Genomic DNA, 23,050 nt, shown 5'->3' on the forward strand with positions numbered 1-23,050 from the left:
CGAAGTGCGTAATTTGGGAGGATTATGGACAAGTTTCAGACTTACATCAACGACAACCGCGAACGTTTCGTCGTAGAGCTGCAAGACTTGTGTCGCCAGCCGAGCGTCGCCGCGCAAAACTGGGGCATGCGCGAAACGGCGGACAAAGTGCTCGCGCGTTTGCAAAAGCTGGGCGCGAATGCGCGTCTCATCCCCATCGAAGGCGGCGCGCCGGTCGTGTACGGCGAAATCGGCAGCGGCGCACGCACGCTGATGATTTACAATCATTACGACGTGCAGCCACCCGAACCGCTCGAACTGTGGGAGAGCGGACCCTGGGATGCGGCAATTCGCGACGGCAAGTTGTTCGCGCGCGGCGTCTCGGATAACAAGGGCAACTTGATGTGCCGCATCCAAGCCGTCGAAGCGTACCTCGCCGCGTTTGGCGCGCTGCCGCTCAAGATCAAATTCGTGTACGAGGGCGAGGAAGAAATCGGTAGTATTCATTTGCCGCAATTCGCGCGCGCACATCGCGATTTGCTGCAAGACGCGGATGGTTGCTTGTGGGAAGCCGGTTACAAAGACGTGAACGACCGTCCGTTACTTTCGTGCGGGGTCAAAGGCATCATCTACGTCGAATTGCACGCGCGCGGCGCGAAACGCGATCTGCATTCCGCCTCCGCCGCCATCGTGCCAAATCCGGCGTGGCGCTTGACCTGGGCGCTCGCCACGCTCAAAGACGCGGATGACAATATCTTGATTGACGATTATCAAACGCACGTGCGTCCGCCGACCGACGCGGAGATGGACGCGCTCAAGGCAATTCCGTACGACGAGGACAAGGTCAAAGCCGACCTGGGAATTCCGGCGTTCATCAACGGTCTCACCGGCATCGCACTGCTCAAAAAATATCTGTACGAGCCGACCTGCACGATTTGCGGATTATATTCCGGCTACATTGGCGAGGGATCGAAAACAGTTTTGCCGAATCACGCGTTCGCCAAGATTGATTTTCGTCTCGTGCCGAATCTCACGCCCGATCTCGTTCTCGATCTGCTCAAAAAACATTTGGCGCGCCGCGGCTTTGACGACATCGAGGTGATCTTGACCGAAACCGGCGAGGAGGTCGCGCGTTCGCCGCTCGATTCGGCGCTCGTGCGCGCGGCAGTCGCCGCGGCAAAAGCCGTCTACCCCACCGCCCCGATCCTCTATCCGACGATGGCGGGGAGCGGTCCAATGTATCCGTTGTGTCAAGCGTTGGGGATTCCGGCGGTCAGCGCGGGGTGCGGCTGGCACGATTCGCGCAATCACGCGCCGAACGAAAATATTCGGCTGGCGGATTATTTCGAGCACATGGCGTTCATGCGCGAATTGATCGCTCGGTTCAGTCGCGCGACCACATGACAACTTGATCGCGTCCGCGCGCTTTGGCGCGATACAACGCGCGATCCGCGCGGTCAATCAATTCGTCCACGGTATGCGCGGTTTCCGGGACGGTTGCAATGCCCTGGCTCACAGTGGGCGGCGGGATGCGTTCACCGTCGTCATTCGCAATTTCGGTTTGAGCCAGGGTCGCGCGAATCCGTTCGGCGACCCGGGCGGCGTGGGTGCTGTTCGCGCCGGGCAACGCGATGCCGAATTCTTCGCCACCCCAGCGACCGACGAAATCGTTCTGCTTGATGTGCGCCCGAATCGCTTGCACCGTGACGGTGAGCACGTGATCGCCTGCTACGTGCCCATACGTATCGTTGTATTGTTTATAGTTATCCAGGTCGAGCATGATCAAGGCGAGTGGAGCGTATCTTTCGCCGACTCGGCGCAACTCCTCGATGAACGCGCCATGATTCAGCGCGCCGGTCAAACTATCGTGCCGCGCCTGCTCGCGTAATTCCTCGCGCAAGCGCGTATTTGCGATGGCGACGGCGGCGTGATTGGCGAACGCCATAACCAGGTCACTGTGCTCACGCGCAAACGCACGCGCGGTTGCGCTGAACATACCAATCTGCCCGATCACCTCCCCGCGCGCGATGAGCGGCGCGCCCATCCATGCCTGCTCCAACTCCAAGCCAGCCACATTCACCCACCGTGCATCTAACGCCAATTCGCCAATGATGATTGGCGTCTGCTCGCGCACCATCTGTTGAAAAATCGCGTTGTCGGAGATATCGAGCGCAGATTTATGCAACGCCGCCCGAGCCGATCCGCGCGCTGCGACTGCGCGCAAAATGGGACCGTCCAACAACAAGACTGCCGCGCTATCGTACGGCACGACTTGCGCCAAGCGCACCAACACCGTTTCTAACAGCGGCGTCAATTCGATCACCGAACTGAGCGTGTGATCAATCTCACGCAACGTCGCGAGTTGTTTGAACTGTAACTCGACCGATTCAAAGAGGCGCGCATTTTTGATCGCGACCGCGAGCGTATTGCCCACCGCCCCGAGCCAACGCAATTCCGATTCGCCAAAACGATTGGGCTGGTCGCCCGCCAAACTCAGGACGCCGACTGCTTGCTGGTCAATTGCCAAGGGCACGACGGCAATCACGCGATACCCCGCTTGCAACATCATGTCGCGCGTGCGCGCGTTCGATTCTTCCAGGTTGACCGCGTGGGGTTGTAGATCGCGCAACGCGTCACCGCTCAATCCGTCGCCCATCCGGAGATTGAGCATGTGCGCGTGAATGGTGGTCGTCGAGCCGCGTTCCGCACGGAGCACCAGTCGTTCCTGCGTCGGATTGACCAACGAGAGCCACGCCCCGCGGATCTGCAACGCCTGGGTCAGTTCGTCGAGCGCGGCATTCAAGATGCTATCCAAATCGAGCGAATGCGTCACGGCGAAGGCAATCCGATTGAGCGCGGCAAGTTCCGTGGTGCGTTCCGCCACGCGTTGTTCGAGCGTGGCAAACCAGCGCGCGTGATCAATCGCGACGGCAACGCTCGCGCCAATTGCGCGCAGCAATTCGACGTCGTCGTCGGAGAACCGATGAGTTTGCTGGGTACTCAAATTCAATACGCCCATCACGCAATCGCGCGCGATGAGCGGCACGGAAATCTGCGTATGGATCGGCACGACTCCGAGCAGCTCGGCGCGGACCCGCGCGTCCGCCGGCACATTCGTTACGATGAGGACGCGGCGTTGCGCGGCGGCGTCGCCCGTGATCCCTTCGCCGAACGCGTACGGACGAACATGCGCGACCAGATCTGCGAACAGACCACGCACCACGGTCAGAGTTAATCGCGTCTGCGCTTCGTCCGCAAGAAAAATCGCGCCCTCGCTCACTCCCAGGATCTGCAACGCTTGATCGAGCGCGAGGTTCAACACGCGCTCAAGGTCGAGCGATTGATTGACCACCCGCGCGACCACACGTTCGGCTTCCAACTCGCGATGCCGGCGCATCAGGGCGTGCGTGCGTTGATGCGCCTTGTCCGCCACCATGCCGATCAACAACGCGACAAAGCCAAACACTCCGCCCAATATCAACGCATCTGCCAGCCAATCCGTTTGACCGCGCGCCAGCACGACGATCCCATTGCCCACAGTGGAAAGCACCGCCGTCCATAACGCGACGCGGAGACTGGTGCGAATTGCCACCGCGGCAATCGAGAGAAAATAAAACGCTACGATCATGGGCATGACGTGACCGAGCAATAAACCGGCAGTCGTCACGATGAGCGTGTTGGCAAGCGGCGCGATCACGGTGTCGGTACTGGTATTTCCCAAGTCGCGTCTCGTCATGCTCGCCGTGTAGAACGCGCCCACGATGGCAAGCGCCAACACCGCCACACGCGTATCATCGCCAATCGGCAGGGTCGTCGTCAGCAACCATCCAATCGGGATCAACACAAAAATCCCGATGAGGAAAATACGATCGGGAATAAGTTTACGCGAGTCGTTCATGTTGCATCCGGCGGGTGGTGCGCAAACAAACGCACAAAGATTTCGACGATGCGCGGATCGAACTGCGTATCCGCATGGCGTTCCAATTCCGTGACGGCGAGTTGGTGCGAACGCGCGCGTTTGTAAACGCGCCGGTCGGTGATCGCGCTGTACGCGTCCACCACCGTGAGGATGCGCGCGCCGATGGGAATCGCTTCGCCCGCCAGCCCATCCGGATAACCCGCGCCGTCAAAGCGTTCGTGGTGATGGCGCACGATGCGCGCCGCGCCTGCCAGACGCGGTACGGGCGCGAGGATTTGTTCGCCGATGATCGGATGCTGCCGCATTTTCTGCCACTCGTCACCATCCAGTTCGGACGACTTTTGCAGAATCGCGTCCGGCACGCCGATCTTGCCGACATCGTGCAAGATCGCGCCAAAACGCAAGTCTTCCAACTCGCGCGGGGAGAGACCCACTTCGCGCCCAATCGTCAACGACAAGACCGCCAACCGCTGGGCGTGGTTTGCGGTGTACGTATCCTTGACGTCAATCGCCTGCCCGAGCGCGAGTACGGTTTGCACGTATGCGCCTTCGATTTGCGTGAACAACTCGGCGCGATGTAACGCACTCGCGGTTTGATCGCCGATGCTACGCGCGAGGCGCAACTTGTCGTCGTCGAACGGCTCGCGTTGCTCGCTACGCGCTTCACCCAGCATCAAACAACCAAACGCGCGCCCACCAACGCGCAGTGGCATCACACAGACCACACGCGCCCAATCGAGCAACAGCGCCTCGCGTTCCAAGTCCGTCAGCGTCGGGTCGTCCGCGTGAAGCAACAGAGGCGTGCCATCGTTCGGCACGCGGTGCAGCACGGGTAAATTCGCCAACGCGTCGCGGCGTCCCACGCGGAGATCTTGTCCGATCAGGCGCAATGGATTGGCGGAGCGAATCGTCAAGAAACCATTTTCGTAAAACGCGATGCGCGCGAAGGTGACGCGAATCGTCTCGACCGTCCGTTGTGTGACCACGTTCATCATCGCCTCGGCGTCGTTCAACTCGGCGAGTGTGCGCGAAAGATTATAGAGCGTGCCCAGTTCCGCGCGGCGCGCTTGCTCGGCTTCAAAGAGCCGCGTGTTTTCAATCGCAATCGCAATCGCGTTCGCGATTTGTTGCAGCGTCGGTAAATGCGTCGCGTCAAAGTTTCTGATCTGCCGACTCATGATGTTCAATGCGCCAATCGCTCGGTCGCCGATCATCAGCGGCATGTTGACGCGCGAACGATAACCGGCATCGCGCAACACGCGCTCGCCGGCATAGTCGGCTTCATCGTTCAGATCGTCCGTCACATGCACGCGCCCCGCGAGCACGTCATCTGCCGCCGCCGTGGCGGAAATCGGAAAACGCGTGCCTTCGCTCAATTCCGCGTGTGGCTGATCGAGCACGAACATCGTCACGTGCGTGCGCGTGTCGTCGAGCAACGCCAGACTCACGCGGTCGCACGCGACCAGCGCGTGAACGCCTTCGACAATCGCCGGGAACGCGGCGCGTACATCCATCGCGCGGTTGAGCGCGCGCGTAATATCATTGATGATCGTTTGCTCGCGCGCGCGGCGTTGCACTTCTTCGAACAACTGCGCGTGATCGAGCGCGACGCCGGCGTGATCGGCGAGCGCGCGCAAGAAATCCAAGTCGGCTTGGTGGAACGCGCCCACCTGCGGACTTTGCAAGTCAATCGTGCCGATCACATTGCCGCCGCGAATCATCGGCACGATCAACTCCGCACGCGTCGTCGAAACAAACTCGACATAGTCCGCCGTAGCGCACACGTCGTCCACGCACACCACTTGGCGCGTGCGATACGCCCGCCCATTGAGTCCCGCGTCCAATGCCAGGCGGTTCGCGTGCGTGTGTTGCGCCAGTTCGGCGTCAAACCCGCGCAACGCGCGGTACGAAAAGTGATTCGCCGCGCGGTTGACGATGCAGAGACAACCGTGCGTCGCGCCGGTCGCGCGCATCGCCACATCAATCACCGCGTCGAGAATCGCATCGGTCTCCAGCGTGCTATTGAGCGTCCGTCCAACGTGATACAGCGTAGCCATTTGATCGGCGCGGTGTGTGATCTCGTCGAACAAGCGCGCGTTCTCGATCATGGCGGCGGCTTGATTCGCGAACAAGGTCAGCAGTCGCGCGTCGTCGTGCGTAAAACGACGCTGCGCCACATCGTCCAGCAGATCGAGCGCGCCGATGACCTTGCCCTGCCAAATCATCGGCACACAGACGACCGCCGTATACGGTTGGTCCTTTTCGTACGTTGCCGCGCGTCCCGACCACACGCGGTAATCGTCAATCACGAGCGGTTCGCCGGTCATGACGACCGTGCCTGCCGCGCCTTCACCGTACCGCAACACCACGCCGGTATAATCGCGCGGCGTGTGGTAGCTGACCAGGCAATGCACCGCGCGGCGTTCCGCGTCGCAAAGATACAACTCGCCGCCGCCGTGCGCGTTCAACAGACCGACGGCGCGCTCGATGATCATATTCAGTAACACCGGCAACTCGCGCGGCGTTGCTAGATCGCGCGTCGTTTCGTACAGCGCGGCGAATTCGCGCGCGCGTTGTTCGACTTGTTCGAACAGCCGCCCGTTTTCGAGCGCGACCGCGGCTTGCCCGGCAAGCGTAACGAAGAAATCAATTTCCTCTGCCGAGAACTCGCGCCAGGTTCGCATGCCCATATCGAGCACGCCGATCACGCGATTTTCGACGCGCATCGGCACACCCAGGTACGATACGATACCTTCGTTGACGGATGCGTCATCGCTCAACCAGCGTGGATCGGCGCTCACATCCAGCAACGCCAGGGGTTGCGCGTGCTGCACGATCCAGCCCGCCGCGCCTTCGCCCACCTGGAACGTGATCGCGCGCCACGACTCAGTGCGCGCGCCGCGCTGGGCAATCGTCTTGAGTTGCTGGGTCGGCGCGTCAATCAAGAGTACGGAGCACAGGTCCGCGCGCATCTGCCGCATCGTGTGTTCCAACAAAACTTGCAGGCGATCCGTTTGACTGAGCATCGTCGTAATCGCCAGGTCAATTTCGTGCAAGGCGCTGACGTGCGCCAAACGTTCGTGCGCCTGTTCGACCGATTTGGCTTTGGCAACCGCGAGCGAGAGTTGCGCGGCGGCTTGTTCCGCGCGCGCAATTTCGTCGGAAGTAAATTGACGCGGCGTATCGTAGAACAACATCAACGCGCCCAGTTTCTCGTCGCCGGCGATGAGCGGCAAACCCAGAATCGAGCGCATACCAAACAGCGCGAGCAGACGCGGGCTGAGGTACGGCGTATCAGACACGTCTTCGATCACAAGCGCGTGACCAACGCTCAACGCGGATGAAGTGATCGTAACTTCGCCGGGAATCGCGTCCAGCGTCGCGAAGGAATCGCGCCAACGACCGTACGCGGCGACTGGGATCGCGCGCTGGGTTGCGGCGTCCCACCGCGTAACGTGGCAATGGTCCGCGTGGAACAGCTCACCCACCCGGTCGGCAAGCATTTGCATCAACTCGCGCATCGTGGGCGCGCGCATCGCGGCGCGCCCGATCTCGTTGAGCAAAACGAGATCGCGGGCGCGGCGGTGCGTTTCGTCATAGAGCCGCGCGTTCGCGATCGCAATCGCGGCTTGGTAACCGATCCCGTTCAGCAACGTCAGGTGGGCGTCGCTGTACGCGTTCACCTGATAACTCTGCGCGGACATCACGCCGATGACCGACTCGCCCACAGCAAGCGGCACAAACAACATCGAGGCGGATTTGTGCGCCGCGTCGCCGCCGTGTTGTTGCGCGTCGCACATCGCCAGCTCTTCCGCCGAGCGATTGATCCGGAAACCTTGGCGGGTCAGGATCACCTGCCACATCGTCGTACTTGGCGCGCGACTATCGTTCGCCGGAAGACGCTGACCTCCGTCGTACATGAGGGGCCACGACACGGTGTCGCTATCTGAATCGTACAAACAAATAAAAAAGACATCCAGCGGCAACACGCGACATGTTTGCCGGTAGATGGTTTCGAGCACCTGTTCCAGATTCGACAGCGTAGACACCGCGCGACCGATTTCGTCGAGCGTCGAAAGTTGTGCGGCGCGCGCGCGCGTTTCTTCGAGCAAGCGCGCCTTGTCAATCGCGAGCGAGAGTTGCGCGGCGGCTTGTTCGGCGCGCGCGATCTCCGCGGGCGAAAAACGGCGCGGTGCGTCGAACATCACGATCACCGCGCCCAGTTTGGCGTCGCCGGCGATCAAGGGCAAACCCAACGCCGAACGCGTGGCGAACTGGGACACGATGCGCGCGCTGATGTACGGCGTATTTGCCGTATCTTCAATCGCCAGCACGTGACCGGCGCGCAAAACTGAGGCGGTCAAGGTCGTCTCGCCGGGGATCGGCTCGAGCGCGGCGAAGCGGTCGCGCCACTGACCGTACGCGGCGGCGGGGATGGTGCGTTGCGTCGCTTCATCCCACAACGTGATGTGACAACTATCGGCGCGGAACATTTCGCCCATGCGATTCGCGAGCGTATGCAGCAATTCCGGCATCGTCGCCGCGCCAATCGCGGCGCGCGTGACATCATTGAGCAACGCCAGGTGGCGCGTCCGCTCGTTGAGCACACCGTCTATTTGCTCACGCGCGATCGCCGCGCCGAGTGTGCTCGCCGCCATGCCCAGCGCCTCGATTTCGGTCGTCGTCCAGTCGCGCTCGGACACGCATTCGTCGAAACCGAGAAAGCCCCACCATTCGTCGTTCACGAAAATTGGCATGCATACGAGCGCGCGCACGCCTTGCAGTTCGAGAAAGGCGCACTCGTTCGCCGGCAGGGCGCGCACGTTGCCCACGACCGGTTGGTTTTGTTGCAAGAGCGTGAGCCAGCGCGCCGCGCCGATCGCATGATAAGCGTACTCGGCAGAGATTTTTTGCGGCGCGATACCTGGGGCAACCCATTCGGCAAGCGCGCGGCACCTGAGCGCGCCCTGCGCGTCCGTAAGATTTTCACGGAGATAGACGCGACTGACGCCGGTCGCCTCACCCAGACGCGCGAGCGCGGGACGAATTTCCTGCCGCCAATCCAGGTTCTTGAGAAATTGCTCGGCGGAAAAACGGATGGCATGGAGAATCGCTTCGCGCCGTTGCGCGGCGGCGCGCGCGTGAGAGGATGCGGTCGCCGCGCGCGCAGTCCATTGCATCCCGGCGACCACCGCCACACCCAGACCAACTAACTCAAACATGGAAGGAACGATCACGCGCCACGCGTTCGGCGCGCGCGCCAACGTGTCCAAGACATGGAGCCAACGTCCCAGCGCGAAGATGGACGAGCCGGCGAGGAGAAGGTCAAGACCCCGGCGCGCAAAAACAAAACAAGCCACCCAGGTCGCGAGAAAAAAGGTGACCTGAGCGAGCAATGTACTCAAATCGAATGGCGCACCAATTGGAAACGCGGCAAACCAAACAAGTGTTATGACGGCGATGGTTGTTGGGAACAGCCAGACACGCCAAGAACCTAGTCGGGACATAATGAGTTTTCAACCTATCGGGAATTATTCTAACACAACTCCCTGTGAACGTCCATGCGACCGTAGGACCGGTGTGTGCGTTAAAATTTTGGAATACTCAACCTTGCGAAGGTTTTGACGACAAATCATATATGATTGCCGTTCAACCTTCGCAAGGTTTTTTCACCACCCAAAAACTTGGCGCACACCTGTAGGACCGAATCAGGGTAAGTCCGAGTGTCACTGCGAGCGGAGCGAAGCAGTCCCCAAGCGGCTTGCGATTGCTTCGCAACCGTTTCGCGGCTCGCAATGACAGACGGGCGCGACTCGACGCGGTATGGGGCGCGACCCGGCGTGCTCACGCGATTGCAAATTCCGTTTGCGTGATTCTTCGTTTGGTGCTAAACTAGCCGCGCACCGCTGATAAGGAGAAGTGATTTTGTCCGCACGTTCGATCTATCTGCGACGCCGACGCGCGCGCCACGACGCGCACCGCGCCGGTCCCCTCGTCACTCGGCTCACGTTGGGCACCCTCGCGGCGATCCTTGGCTTGATGCTCACGACAGTGGGCGTCGGCGCAGCATCGGCAGTCGCCATCTACAATTATTACGCTAAAGACCTGCCCGCCCCGGGCGAAATCGCCAAACAGACTTCGCAAAATTTCAAGACCACGCGAATTTACGACCGCACGGGCACGGTTTTGTTGTACGAAATTCTCGACCCGCTCGGCGGCGACCGCACCGTCGTGCCGCTCGACCGGATGCCGTTGAATCTCAAAAACGCGACCGTCGCGATTGAAGACAAGAATTTCTGGACCAATCCTGGGTTCGATTGGTACAGCATGGGGCGCGCGGCGTGGATGACCCTGCGCCGCGAGCAGGTCCAAGGCGCGAGCACGATCACGCAACAACTCGTCAAGAATGTGTTGATTCCGCCGAGCGAACGCTATGTGCGCGATCCGTACAGTTTTGCGACGTACAGCCGCAAGTTCAAAGAGATCATTCTCTCGATTGAGATTTCCAAACGCTACAGCAAAAACGACATCCTCGCGTGGTATCTCAACGACAACTATTACGGCAACGTCGCGTATGGCGTCGAAGCGGCGGCGCAAGCGTACTTTGGCAAACACGTACAGGACTTGGATCTAGCCGAGTGTGCAACGCTCGCGCCGATTCCACAAAACTTTGTGCTCAATCCGATTGACGCGCCCGAGGAAGCGATCAAACGCCGCAACCTCGTGCTCGACCAGATGTATCTGCAAGGATACATCACGCTCGAAGAAGCGATCGCGGCAAAGAGCACTAAACTCCGCGTCGCACCCAAACGGTTCGACATTCGCGCGCCGCACTTTGTCTTTTTCGTGCGCCGCTTGATCGAAGACAAGTACGGCACCGAGGCATTGTATCGCGGCGGCTTGAGCATCATCACTTCGCTCGATTACAACGTTCAGCAAATCGCGGAGCAAGCCGCGCGCGAGCAAGTCTCCAAACTGCAAGCGGACAAGCGCAATGTCAATGACGCGTCCATCGTCGTGATTCGTCCCGCTACCGGCGAAATCGTCGCGATGGTCGGCTCGGTGGATTATTTCAATCGCGACATTGACGGACAGGTGAACGTCGCGATTTCGCCGCGCCAACCTGGGTCTACGTTCAAAGTGTTCAACTATCTCACCGCGTTCGCGCAGGGCTACACGGCAGCGTCGGTGCTGATGGACGTGCGCACCGTGTTCGACGATCCGCCGAATCCGCCCTACGTGCCGGAGAATTACGACCGCAAGTATCATGGTCCAGTACGTTTGCGGACTGCGCTCGCCTCGTCGTTCAACATTCCGGCAGTCAAGTTGATTCAACTCGACGGACCCAAGAATGTCGTGAACACCGCGCACCGCATGGGCATCAACACGCTCAATCGCGAAAAATACGGTCTCGCGCTCACGCTCGGCGGCGGCGAGACGACCTTGCTCGATATGACGTACGCGAATTCCGTACTCGCGAACCAAGGCATGATCGCCGGTATACCCGTCGAGGCGCAAAATGTCAAACCCGGTTTTCGCGTGCTCGATCCCGTATCAATCCTCAAAGTGACGGACACGAGCAACAAAACCTTGTACGAATTCAAGGAACCGCAAAAACAACAGATCGTCACACCGCAACTCGCGTTCTTGATGAGCGATATCTTGTCCGACAACACCGCGCGCACACCCGGCTTTGGCTCGAACAGCATTCTCAAAACCTCGCGCCCGGCGGCGGTGAAAACCGGCACGACATCGGATTGGCGCGACAATTGGACGGTGGGGTATACCCCCGACTATGCGGTGGGCGTGTGGGTCGGCAACGCGGACAACGCCGAGATGGAACACATTAGCGGCGTGACCGGCGCCGCGCCGATTTGGCGCGATGTGATAGACAAGATTCACGCGACCCTGCCGGTGCGTCCGTTCGTCGAACCGCCGGGAATGGTGCGCGTCGAAGTGTGCGCGACGAGCGGTCTGTTGCCGACGCCGTACTGCCCGGAGCGCGTCAAGGAATTATTTATCGCCGGCACCGAACCGAAAACATTCGACAACATTTGGCAAGTGTTTCGCGTTCATAAACCAACCGGCAAACTTGCGACCGTCTACGATCCGCCGAACGAAGTCGAAGAAAAAGTATTTCCGATCTATCCGCCCGAAGCCGCCGACTGGGTGCGCGAGAACAAGATTCCGCAACCACCAAGCGAGTACAGTACATCGAATCGCACGCCGGGACAAGGCGGCGATGTCGCGATCATTGCGCCCGCGTCGTACTCGGGCGTCAAAGGCGTGGTGCCGATTGTCGGCAATGTGCGCGTGGACAATCTCGACGTGTATCGTCTCGCGTTCGGCAAGGGACTCGACCCGACGCAGTGGACGCAAATCGGCGGCGATCATCGCAACCGCGTGGACAATGGCTCGCTCGAACAGTGGGACGTGACCGCGCTCGATGGGCTGTACACCTTGCAATTGACCGCGGTGGACAAATCGGGCAAGCCGACCCAGGCGACGATCCAGGTCGTCGTGGACAACAAACCGCCGACGATCAAAATCATCAATCCCAAGAACACGGATATATACACGCCAGAAAAAGACGAATGGGTTTCGATTGGCGTGGACGCGGTGGATAATGCTTCGATGGGGCGCGTCGAATTTTATCTCGACGAGATGTTGATCGGGTCGAGCACCGTCGCACCGTTCAACAAAAAGTGGACGATTAAAATGTCGGACACGTTGACGCGAACGCTCGGCGCGTCCGTCGCCGTCTCGCCGACCAAACCGATTACCATCACGCGCACGTATCAAAACAGCGAAGGCATTTCGGTAACGGAACAAATCGTCGGGCAGACCGCGCGCGTGACGACGACTGCGCCCGCCGCGTCGGTCGTGTTCACGACCGGCATGATCCTCATCTCGACGACGACGCCGGTGACGAACACGGCTGGGTTCGTCGAGTCGCACATCGTCAAAGCGATTGCGTATGACGCCGCCGGCAACGCGACGCCGTCCGACCCAGTTACGATTTTTATCCAGCACGATGTCAAGCAGAAAAAGTAGAACGCGAGGAAGCAAATGGCAGTGAACGAGCCATTAGCGCAAACATCCATCCAACCAACTGAGCGACCGAAAATCACCTACGAAGAATTTCTCGCTTCGTCGGGCGAAGACTTGCACGCCGAGTGGGTGAATGGAGAGGTCATCGTTCACATGACAGCAAAACCGTTGCATCAAAAAATTCTTGGTTTTCTGTATGTTCTGCTCGAACAATTCGTCAGGGTTTTTGATCTAGGTGAAGTATTCATGGCGCCAACCCAAATGAAAGCGACGCCGACCGGTTCGGGACGCGAACCAGATATTTTCTTCGTCGCGCGCGAGCATTTGGATCGCGTGCTGGAGAATCGCCTCGCTGGTCCCGCCGACCTCGTCGTCGAAATCATTTCTGACGATAGCGTCAGCCGTGACCTGGATGAGAAATTTTTCGAGTACCAAGAAGCCGGCGTGCCCGAGTACTGGATCATTGACCCGCGCCCGCGTCGTCAACGCGCGTGGTTCTATCAGCGCGACGCGCGCGGACAATATCAAACCGCGCCGGTCGGTGACGATGGCATCTATCGCTCGACGAGCGTACCCGGTTTCTGGATCAACGTGAATTGGTTGTGGCAGGAGGACTTGCCTGATCCACTTTCCGTCTTTGCGGAAATTGCCGGATTCACTGACGAAATGAAAAATGCGCTCCGAACATTGAAACAAAAAGGACGCCCGGCGTAATGTATATTCTCGTCACCAACGATGACGGCGTCACCGCGCCCGGTTTGCTCGCGCTCAAGCAAGCGATGCAAACGATTGCCGATGTCATCGTCGTCGCGCCGGACCACAACTGGAGCATGTCGGGTCACGCCAAGACGATGCACAAACCCTTGCGCGTTCGCAAGACTACGCTCGCGGATGGCTCGGAGGCGTACACGAGCGACGGCGCGCCCACCGACTGCGTCGCGATTGTGATGCTGGGTCTGCTCGGCGAAAAACCCGCGCTCGTTGCGAGCGGCATCAACCCGCGCGTCAACCTGGGTCAAGACCTGACCTACTCCGGCACCGTGTCCGCCGCGATGGAAGGCACGATCAACGACGTGCCCTCGCTCGCGGTTTCGATTGACGCGGAACACGACGACGGCATTGACTTTTCGCCCGCCGCCGAGTACGCCGCGCGCATCGCGCGACGTGTGCTAACGAATGGGTTGCCGAACGGCGCGCTGCTCAATATCAACGTGCCGGCGATTCCGACGAACGAAATACGCGGCGCGCGCATCACGCGCTTGGGCAAACGCATCTATCGCGATGTCTTGATCGAACGTCAAGACCCGCAGGGCAAAAATTATTATTGGATCGGCGGCGATCCACCGACCGGCGTTGAAGACGAAGGCACGGACATTTGGGCGGTGCGGAATCGGTACGTGTCCATCACGCCGGTGCATCTCGATTTGACCAGCCACGCGTTGATTGATCCGCTCAAGGCGTGGGAAGACAATCCGCTTTGAGTGAGGCGATGAACAACTGGGTAGAGAATTCGCGGTCGTGGTTGCTCGTCATCGGCGTGGCGATCTTTGCGCTTGTCCTCGCGTTCGCTATTACGCGCTTTGACACCGAATGGACGCGCCCACCCACACCACAATCGGTGTTCGTACTCACGCCGGTCCCTGTGCCATTCCCGCCGCCTAATCCAGACCTGACCCAGGTTCCGCCGACATCCTTGCCCTATCCCGCGCCAGATGCCGCGCCGCCGATCATTCAAGCGCCAGGGATTCCATCCAACATCCAACCCGATCCAGTGCGCCCGCGCGGCGCGCCGGCTAACACAACGCCCACACTCGGACCGCAATAGATTTCGAAATTCGATTCACGTCAAAAGGAGAAGACGAATGATTCAGACAGCCATCCCCGTCAAACCACAAGAAGCCAAGGTCGAGCATCCCCAATGGGGATTCTTGCGCGGACAATTCGTGCCGATTGCAGACGCGAAAATCAGCATCATGACCCAGGTCGTGAATTATGGCATCGGCGCGTTCGGCGGCATTCGCGGTTATTGGAACGAAGGCAAAGGACAATTGTACGTTTTCCGTTTGCGCGATCACTATCGCCGCTTTTTGCAATCCGGCAAATTGCTCGCCGCGAATCTGCCGTACAGCGCGGACGACTTGGCGCGCATCACGCTCGACCTAATCCAGCGCGAAGGGTACCGCACCGATGTGTACGTGCGCCCGTTGATCTACAACGCGACGGAAGACATTACGCCGCGTCTGTACGATGTCGAATTTGATTTCGCGTGCTTTACGCGACCGCTCGGCAATTACATCAAACTCGAAGTGCGTGCCGGCACATCGTCGTGGCGACGCCTGGACGACACCGCGATCCCTTCGCGCGCCAAGATCACCGGCGGTTATATCAATTCCGCATTCGCGCGCACGGAGGCGCATTGGGGCGGCTACGATGAAGCCATCGTGCTGAACCCGGATGGTCACGTCGCCGAAGGCAGCGCAGAAAATCTGTTCATGGTGCGCGACAACGCGCTCATCACGCCGCCGGTCAACGACAATATTCTCGAAGGCATCACGCGGCGCACCTTGTTGCAATTGGTGCGCGACGATCTGAAACTGCCGGTCGTCGAGCGTTCGATTGATCGCTCCGAGCTGTACATCGCGGACGAGGTGATGTTCTGCGGCACCGGCGCGCAGGTCGCGGGCGTCGTCGAAATTGATCATCGCAAGATTGGCGACGGCAAGCTCGGTCCGGTCACGCGTCAATTGCAAGACGTGTACTTTGCGACCGTGCGCGGCGAAAATGCCAAGTACACGGATTGGCTGACGCCGGTGTACAATTAAGGATGATGGATGAAGGCGGAAGGATGAACTTGCTTTTTTCATCCTTCACCCCTCATCCTTCTGCCTTGAGCATGAGCACTCGCCATCCCATCGCGCCGCCGCCTGACGCGCCCCCGGAATCTCTCACGTCGTTTCCGCTGATTGACGCACCGATCACGGAGGACGCCTTGACGCGCTTGCAGAGCGATCACACATTGCACGTTCTGCTGATTAGCGCGTTCGTCGTCAATTTGGTGCTGTTAGCATATCTCGCTTTGCGCTTTGAAGTTTTGCCCGATCCACTGCCCTTGCACTTTGACGCGTCCGGTCTGCCCGATCGCATCGAAGCCAAGGGCGGTATTTTTGGTTTGCCGATTATCGGGATGATCATTTTTGTATCGAACGCCGGGCTGGGTGTGATCGTGCATCGGTGGCAACGCGCGGCGGCGCTCTTGCTCGCCGGCGGCGCGTCGATCGCGCAAATTCTGATGTGGTTCGCCGCGATTAGCATAGTCGGCGGCATCTACTGACTTTTTCCATTTTAACGGCGAACATTTTCATTGGACCTCCTTGCATTTTTTTGGGGATTGGTATTTAGCGCGATCATCGCCGGACTAGCGTACTGGCGCGGCTCTCTCGCGCCCAGCGGCGCGCTCGGTGCGCTAGTCGTCGGCGCGCTGATTTTTGGCGGCGGCGGTTTGGCGTGGGCGATTTCGCTCGTCGCGTTTTTCGTCACCTCGTCCGCATTGTCGCATTACAAAACACGCGCCAAGGAACCACTCGCGGAAAAATTCCAAAAGGGACATCGCCGCGACCTGGGTCAAGTCCTCGCGAATGGCGGCTGGGGCGCGCTGCTCGCGCTCGCGTACGCGTTCGATCCTCACCCGCTCCTGTTCGTCGCGTTCGTCGGCGCGCTGGCGACCGTGAACGCGGACACGTGGGCGACCGAACTTGGCGTGTTGAGCCAGTCGCCCCCGCGACTCATCACAACTCTGCGCGTCGTTCCCGTTGGCACGAGCGGCGGCATTACGGTACTTGGCACAATCGTCGCGTTGTGCGGCGCGGGGTTGATCGCCATCCTCGCGGCATTCATCGCGATAAATGGTAATTGGTTATTGGTAATTTTCGTTGGCACAGTGGCGGGTCTGCTCGGCTCAGTGTTCGATTCGCTGCTCGGCGCGACGGCGCAAGCGATTTACTTTTGCGACGCGGATCAAAAGGAAACCGAATCTCGCGTACATCGGTGCGGCAACGCAACGCGCTTGATCCGCGGCTGGCGTTGGCTCGACAACGATGGGGTGAATTTCCTCGCGAGTGTTTTCGGGAGCGGTGTGGCAGTAGCGTGTTACTGGGCAATCGGCGGATAAGTTTTGACACGATTCGCAAGCGCGGGTAGAATCGTTACCAGAGTGAGGTAAAGATGAACACAATTTATATCGAGCCGGCGCAGAATACCCAGGTTTTGCATTTGGTCGAATCTGCCGTACAGAGCGAAATCGCCCGACTCCAAATCGCTTTGACTTTGGCAAAGAAACGCGTCAGCGTCTTCGAGGAAAAATATCAAACGCGATCAGACAAATTCATTGCCACGATGACCGCTGAAGACTTGAAGGGTGGCGACGACGAGTACGTTCAATGGGCGGGCGAGTATAAACTGTTGCAACGACTCGAACAAAAACTGAATCAGTTGCAAGGGCTACACTTTGGTGATTGAAACGTATTTTTCCGCGATCAAATTCATCGTGGATCGTTTCGCCGCAACCAGTTTTGTTGTTTCGGCAACTGTGTTCTTCGATACGCGACCAGGCGAACAAGGATTTCTGAGCGGCACAGTACGTTTTGTTGACAACTCTGAGTTGTATTTCCGCGAATATGTGGATGCGACCGACAAGCGTATCGAAAAAGTGATGTACACGTATCATTATCAAGACGCCGCCGCACAGTTGATTTTCCGGTATGATAATTCGGCGCATCGTCCGGCGCTCGTCTCACCCGAACACCGACACAGCGCTTCAGATATCCAAGTCGCTGCCGCACCCAATTTGGAAGATGTATTATTAGAGATCGCCGTTACCAAGCACTGGGCTTGATATGCTCTCTATCGTCTCGACTCCCATCGGCAATCCCGATGATATGACCCTGCGCGCGTTGCGCGTTCTGCGCGAAGTGAACGCAGTGATTTGCGAAGAGCGGCGCGACGGTGCGCGGCTCTTAAAACATTACCAAATCGAAAACACGTTGCTCGAACTGAACGAGCATACCGAGCGCGCGATCGTGCCGGAATTGATCGAGCGATTGGAACGCGGCGAACACCTCGCGCTAATTTCCGATCACGGCACGCCGCTCCTCGCCGATCCCGGCGGACGCCTGGTCGCGCGCGCGATTCAGGCGCGCGTGCCAGTCACTGCCGTACCCGGCGCATCGTCCGCGCTTGCCGCGCTCGTCGTCAGCGGCTTGCCGATGGACCGTTTTCGTTTTGTCGGCATGTTGCCGGTAAAAAAAGAGGCGCGCCGCGCGGAACTGCGCCGGCTCAAAGACGAACGCGAAACCTGGGTCGTGCTCGATGCGCCGTACCGCCTTGCGCCGCTGCTCGCCGATTTGCGCGACGCGCTCGGCGCAGAGCGGTACGTGACCGTCGCGTGTGAGTTGACGACCGCGAACGAAAATATCGTGCGCGGTACTCTGCGCGAGATCGTCGCTTATTTTGAAAAGAAACCATTCAAAGGCGAATTTGCCCTCGTCGTCGCAGGCAACCCAAAATTCAAAATTCTGAATTCTGAATTCTAAATTCACTCGCCCATCCACAAGAAGAATTCGAATTTCGAATTACGAATTACGAATTCAGCAACCTACTGGAGAATCAATGAAAGCGATCATTCTTCTCGCCGGACTCGGCACCCGTCTCCGTCCGCACACCTACAGCAAACCCAAGCCCCTCGTTCAAGTCGCGGGCAAGCCCGTGCTGGGACACATTCTCGACAGTCTTGCCGAATTGAACATCGCAGAGACAATTTTCGTCGTCGGCTATCTCGGCGATCAGATTCAAAAATACGTCACGACCCAGTATCCCGATATGCGCGCGCAGTACGTCGAACAAACTGAAATGAAGGGGCAGGCGCACGCGATCTACCTTGCCAAAGAATTCATTGACCAGGACGTACTCATCATCTTCGGCGACACGATTTGGGAAACGGATTTCACTCGGCTAGGTCGCGTCAAGGGCGATGGGCTGATCTACGTCAAAGAGGTCAGCGACCCGCGCCGGTTTGGCGTCGCGTTGCTGCAAGACGGTCACGTGACCAAGTTCGTAGAAAAACCGACATCGCCGATTTCGAACCTCGCAGTCGTGGGGGTGTACTATTTCCGCAATTGGCGCGGGATCATGCGCGCGATTGACGATTTGATCGCGCGCGACATCAAGACGAATGGCGAGTACTTTCTCGCGGACGCGATGCAATTGATGATCGAAGGCGACGCGCGGCTCGAAGTCGAAACCATTCCAGTTTGGGAAGATTGCGGCACCCCCGCCGCGATTCTGAAAACGAACCGGTATTTGCTCGGCAAACAAAGTAACGTGCCCACCGTCGAGGGTTCGGTGATTTTATCGCCGGTGTACATTAGCGACCGCGCGCAAATTCATAACTCGATTGTCGGACCGAACGTTTCGGTTTCCGAAGACGCGATCATCGAGAACTCGATTCTACGCGATTGCATCATCAGCGAAGGCGCTTATATCGAGAACCGCGTGCTCGAATCGTCACTCATCGGCAAAGACGCGCGCGTGCGCGGTTCGTTCCAGCGCATGAACGTAGGCGACTCGTCGGAAATCGAAACGGCGACGGGTTACGATAACGGACATTAACGATCAAGGAGGATCAACGAATGATCATTGGGGTACCTAAAGAGATCAAAGACAAGGAAAATCGCGTTGCGTTGACGCCGGGCGGCGCGTATTCACTTGTCCAAGCCGGGCATCGCATCCTCGTCGAGCGCGGCGCGGGCGATGGCAGCGGTTTCACCGACGACGAATACCGCCAGAGCGGCGCGGACATCGTACCGACACACGAGGACGCATGGAACCAAGCCGAGATGGTCATCAAGGTCAAAGAACCCCTCACATCCGAGTATCCCTTGTTGCGCGAGAATCTGTTGTTGTTCACGTACCTGCATCTCGCGGCGGAAGAAAATTTGACGCAGGAATTGATGGCGAAACGCGTCAAGAGCGTCGCCTACGAAACCGTCGAACTCGCGGATGGCTCGCTACCCTTGTTGACGCCGATGAGTGAAGTCGCCGGCAAAATGTCCATTCAAATCGCGGCACACTATCTCGAAAAAACAAATGGTGGTCGCGGCAAGTTGATGGGCGGCGTTCCCGGCGTGCGTCCCGCTGATGTCGTCATCGTCGGCGGCGGCGTGGTCGGCACCGCGGCGGCAAAGGTCGCGCTGGGGATGGGCGCGGACGTGACGATCATTGACAAGGACTTGAATCGTCTGCGTTATCTCAGCGAAGTTCTGCATGGTAGTCTCACGACGCTCGCGTCGAATCCGTTCAACATCGCCGAAGCGGTGAAATTCGCGGATGTGGTTGTCGGCGCGGTGCTCGTCAAAGGCGCGAAAGCGCCCAAGCTCGTCACACGCGAAATGGTTGCCGGAATGACGCCGGGCAGTGTCATCGTAGATGTCGCGATTGACCAGGGCGGCTCAGTCGCCACGATTCGTCCGACGACGCACACGAATCCGACGTACGTCGTGGACGGCGTGATTCACTACGGCGTGACGAACATGCCGGGCGCGGTCCCGCGCACTTCAACGTACGCGCTGTCGAACGCAACGCTGCCGTACATGCTCAAGTTAGCGAACCTGGGATTTGAAAAAGCGATCCAGTGTGACCCTGTCCTGGCGCGCGGCGTCAATGTGTACGCCGGGCACATTACCTACGCGGCAGTCGGCGAAGCGTTCGGTTTGCCCACGACTGCCGTGAATGAATTGATATAGAAATTGGAAATTGGAAGTTGGATGCTAGATGTTGGAAGTTGGAATGAAAGCGCCTGCGCGTTCCAACTTCAAAACACTAGCATCTGACTTCCAAACTCCAACTTCCAATTTCCAACCTCCAATCATGCAACTTTCACAACGAGTCCTAAATGTTCCACCCTCCGGCATTCGCCGGTTTTTTGACATTGCGGCAACGATGAACGATGTGATTTCACTCGGCATCGGTGAACCGGACTTTGTCACACCGGAACGTGTGCGTCGCGCCGGGATCGCCTCCATCGAGCAAGGCGACACCAAGTACACCTCGAATGCCGGTACGCTCGAACTGCGCCACGCCTTGTCCGATCACCTCGCCCAGTTGTACGGCGCGCAGTACGATCCCGCGAATGAACTGCTCATCACCGTCGGCGTATCCGAGGCGCTGCACTGCGCCATTCTCGCGACGATTGATCCCGGCGACGAAGTAATCGTGCCCGAGCCGTGCTTCGTCGCGTACAAACCGGCGGTGCTATTTGCCGGCGGCGTCCCGGTCGTCGTCGAGACGCGCGTCGAAGATGAATTCCAAGTGACCGGCGAAGAACTCGAACGCGTGATCACCCCGCGCACCAAAGCCATTCTCATCAGTTATCCGAATAATCCGACTGGCGCGGTGATGACCCGCGAACGTTTGCTCGAGGTCGCGCGCGTGGCAGAGCAACATGATCTCATCGTTTTCTCCGACGAAATTTACGACCGCCTCGTTTACGGCATCGCGCACACGTGTTTTGCCTCGCTGCCGGGTATGCGCGACCGCACCGTGTTGCTCGGCGGCTTTTCGAAAGATTACGCGATGACCGGCTGGCGCGTCGGTTACGCGGCGACGAACCCGGAATTGCTCGCGGCAATCGCCAAGGTGCATCAATACATCATCATGAGCGCGCCGACGATGAGCCAAGCCGCCGCGCTCGAAGGTCTGGCGCGCGCGGACAACGATGTGCGCGAAATGGTACGCCAGTATGATCAACGCCGCCAAGTGATCGTCGCCGGCTTTAACGCGATTGGCTTGCCGACGTTCACGCCGCGCGGCGCGTTCTACGCGTTCCCCGACATTCGTCCGACTGGTCTCTCCTCGAACGCGTTCGCGGAAAAATTGTTGACCGAGGAACATGTCGCCGTGGTGCCGGGCAACGCGTTCGGCGCGTGCGGCGAAGGATTCGTGCGGGCGTGCTACGCGGCGAGCATGGTGAACATCGAAGAAGCGTTGACGCGGATGGAACGCTTGGTCAAGCGCATCAAGTGAGAGACTGTCGCGTAGGTTGCGGCGCGTGCTGCATCGCGCTTTCGATTTCGTCGCCAATCCCAGGAATGCCGAACGGCAAGCCGGCAGGCGTGCGATGCATTCAATTGACGGAAGACAACCGGTGCAAACTATTCGGGTTGCCCGAACGACCGACGGTGTGCGTGCGCCTCAAGCCATTGCGCGAAATGTGCGGGGAGAATCGTGACGACGCGTTGCGCTATCTCGCCGAATTGGAACGATTGACGACAAGTGCGTCGCCCAATTCCGTTCGCGATGTGGTATAATCGCGGCAAGAAAGTGAGGCGGGGATGGATACCTTGATCGTTCAGGTGCCGGAAAAAATCAGCGCACAATTGCAACAGCGCGCGGCGACCGAAGGAAAAACGCCGCAGACCATCGCGTTGGAAATTTTAGCGCGCGACCTCGCCACAGCCGATTAAACTGAGCCAGCGCGCAAAACAAAATCGCCCATCGCGTATGATAGCGAAGAAGCCAAACGGACACGCGTAGAGCAAAAATTGCGCGAGCAAGGATTGATCGTGCCGTTGAGCGATGATTTAAAGAACCAAATCAAGAACCCGGCAACATTGGAAGAAGCGCAAGAGATCATGACGCGCGCCGGCGGCAAATCACCAAGTCAAATAGTTATCGAACAAAGGCAAGAGCGACATGACATCCTTGTTTATGGACACAAGCGCGCTCGTAAAGCGATACGTTCACGAAACCGGAAGCCAGCGAGTACAAAACCTGACCGCACCAAACGCAAATAACACGATTCATCTTTCCGAACTCACACTACCTGAAACAGTCGCCACCCTTTTTGCTAAATCGCGCGCCACGCGGTATTCATGCGAACGACACGCAAAGAGTTATCGAAACTTTTCTGGTAACTACTCAGCCAACCCACATTTACGCCGATGAAAAAACAAATTTATCCGCGAATAACGCGAATTGCGCGAATAAGAAGAAAAAATTAGCGAAGATTCGCGTAATTCGCGGATAAAGGAACGATGGCTGAGTAGTTAC

At 58.6% G+C, this 23,050-nt stretch carries 18 protein-coding genes; 16 read left to right on the top strand and 2 right to left on the bottom strand.

Annotated elements, in window-relative coordinates; all coding sequences use genetic code 11:
- Nucleotides 1-24: 24 nt before the first annotated feature.
- Nucleotides 25-1,383 carry a M20/M25/M40 family metallo-hydrolase gene (locus HY868_13635; protein MBI5303169.1) on the top strand — a complete coding sequence of 453 codons (1,359 nt, stop codon included), beginning with the start codon at nt 25-27 and terminating at the stop codon, nt 1,381-1,383.
- Here HY868_13635 and HY868_13640 read toward each other — a convergent pair.
- Both HY868_13640 and HY868_13645 read right to left on the bottom strand, forming a co-directional pair.
- Nucleotides 1,364-3,877, bottom strand: coding sequence for a GAF domain-containing protein (locus HY868_13640; GenBank protein MBI5303170.1), 2,514 nt, complete (start codon nt 3,875-3,877; stop codon nt 1,364-1,366). The genes HY868_13635 and HY868_13640 overlap by 20 nt on opposite strands.
- The gene (locus HY868_13645; GenBank protein ID MBI5303171.1) at nt 3,874-9,405 is read right to left on the bottom strand and encodes a GAF domain-containing protein; all 5,532 of its coding nucleotides are present in this window, start codon (nt 9,403-9,405) and stop codon (nt 3,874-3,876) included. The genes HY868_13640 and HY868_13645 overlap by 4 nt, the downstream gene beginning before the upstream one ends.
- 418 nt (nt 9,406-9,823) lie before the next feature.
- Between HY868_13645 and HY868_13650 the strand changes: the two genes are divergently transcribed.
- From HY868_13650 to HY868_13720, 15 genes are all read left to right on the top strand, one after another.
- Nucleotides 9,824-12,952 (top strand): transglycosylase domain-containing protein, encoded by a 3,129-nt coding sequence (locus HY868_13650; GenBank protein MBI5303172.1) that lies wholly within the window; start codon nt 9,824-9,826, stop codon nt 12,950-12,952.
- A 15-nt stretch (nt 12,953-12,967) separates the two neighbouring features.
- Nucleotides 12,968-13,663, top strand: a complete 696-nt coding sequence (locus tag HY868_13655; GenBank protein ID MBI5303173.1) for a Uma2 family endonuclease — start codon at nt 12,968-12,970, stop codon at nt 13,661-13,663.
- A complete protein-coding gene (gene surE / locus HY868_13660) occupies nt 13,663-14,430 on the top strand; it encodes a 5'/3'-nucleotidase SurE (protein MBI5303174.1) in 768 nt (255 codons plus the stop codon). The genes HY868_13655 and surE overlap by 1 nt, the downstream gene beginning before the upstream one ends.
- Before the next feature lie 8 nt (nt 14,431-14,438).
- Nucleotides 14,439-14,774, top strand: a complete 336-nt coding sequence (locus tag HY868_13665) for a hypothetical protein (GenBank protein ID MBI5303175.1) — start codon at nt 14,439-14,441, stop codon at nt 14,772-14,774.
- 37 nt (nt 14,775-14,811) lie between these two features.
- Nucleotides 14,812-15,771 carry a branched-chain amino acid transaminase gene (locus HY868_13670; GenBank protein ID MBI5303176.1) on the top strand — a complete coding sequence of 320 codons (960 nt, stop codon included), beginning with the start codon at nt 14,812-14,814 and terminating at the stop codon, nt 15,769-15,771.
- 23 nt (nt 15,772-15,794) lie between these two features.
- Entirely contained in the window at nt 15,795-16,280 is a 486-nt protein-coding gene (locus HY868_13675) for a DUF1648 domain-containing protein (GenBank protein ID MBI5303177.1), read from the top strand.
- A 30-nt stretch (nt 16,281-16,310) separates the two neighbouring features.
- Nucleotides 16,311-17,117: a DUF92 domain-containing protein gene (locus HY868_13680; GenBank protein ID MBI5303178.1), complete on the top strand. Its 807-nt coding sequence runs from the start codon at nt 16,311-16,313 to the stop codon at nt 17,115-17,117.
- Nucleotides 17,118-17,170: 53 nt separating this feature from the next.
- Nucleotides 17,171-17,464: a hypothetical protein gene (locus HY868_13685; GenBank protein ID MBI5303179.1), complete on the top strand. Its 294-nt coding sequence runs from the start codon at nt 17,171-17,173 to the stop codon at nt 17,462-17,464.
- 28 nt (nt 17,465-17,492) lie between these two features.
- Nucleotides 17,493-17,840, top strand: a complete 348-nt coding sequence (locus HY868_13690) for a hypothetical protein (GenBank protein MBI5303180.1) — start codon at nt 17,493-17,495, stop codon at nt 17,838-17,840.
- 1 nt (nt 17,841) lies between these two features.
- A complete protein-coding gene (rsmI, locus tag HY868_13695) occupies nt 17,842-18,537 on the top strand; it encodes a 16S rRNA (cytidine(1402)-2'-O)-methyltransferase (GenBank protein MBI5303181.1) in 696 nt (231 codons plus the stop codon).
- A 76-nt stretch (nt 18,538-18,613) separates the two neighbouring features.
- Entirely contained in the window at nt 18,614-19,612 is a 999-nt protein-coding gene (locus tag HY868_13700; GenBank protein MBI5303182.1) for an NTP transferase domain-containing protein, read from the top strand.
- A gap of 20 nt (nt 19,613-19,632) precedes the next feature.
- Nucleotides 19,633-20,745: an alanine dehydrogenase gene (gene ald, locus HY868_13705; protein ID MBI5303183.1), complete on the top strand. Its 1,113-nt coding sequence runs from the start codon at nt 19,633-19,635 to the stop codon at nt 20,743-20,745.
- 196 nt (nt 20,746-20,941) lie between these two features.
- Complete coding sequence (locus HY868_13710; protein ID MBI5303184.1) at nt 20,942-22,024, top strand: aminotransferase class I/II-fold pyridoxal phosphate-dependent enzyme; 1,083 nt, start codon at nt 20,942-20,944, stop codon at nt 22,022-22,024.
- Nucleotides 22,021-22,308, top strand: a complete 288-nt coding sequence (locus HY868_13715; protein MBI5303185.1) for a YkgJ family cysteine cluster protein — start codon at nt 22,021-22,023, stop codon at nt 22,306-22,308. Before HY868_13710 ends, HY868_13715 begins: the two co-directional genes overlap by 4 nt.
- Nucleotides 22,309-22,542: 234 nt before the next feature.
- Entirely contained in the window at nt 22,543-22,794 is a 252-nt protein-coding gene (locus HY868_13720) for a hypothetical protein (protein ID MBI5303186.1), read from the top strand.
- Nucleotides 22,795-23,050: the final 256 nt, after the last annotated feature.

Source organism: Chloroflexota bacterium, assembly GCA_016219275.1.
GTDB lineage: Bacteria > Chloroflexota > Anaerolineae > UBA4142 > UBA4142 > JACRBM01.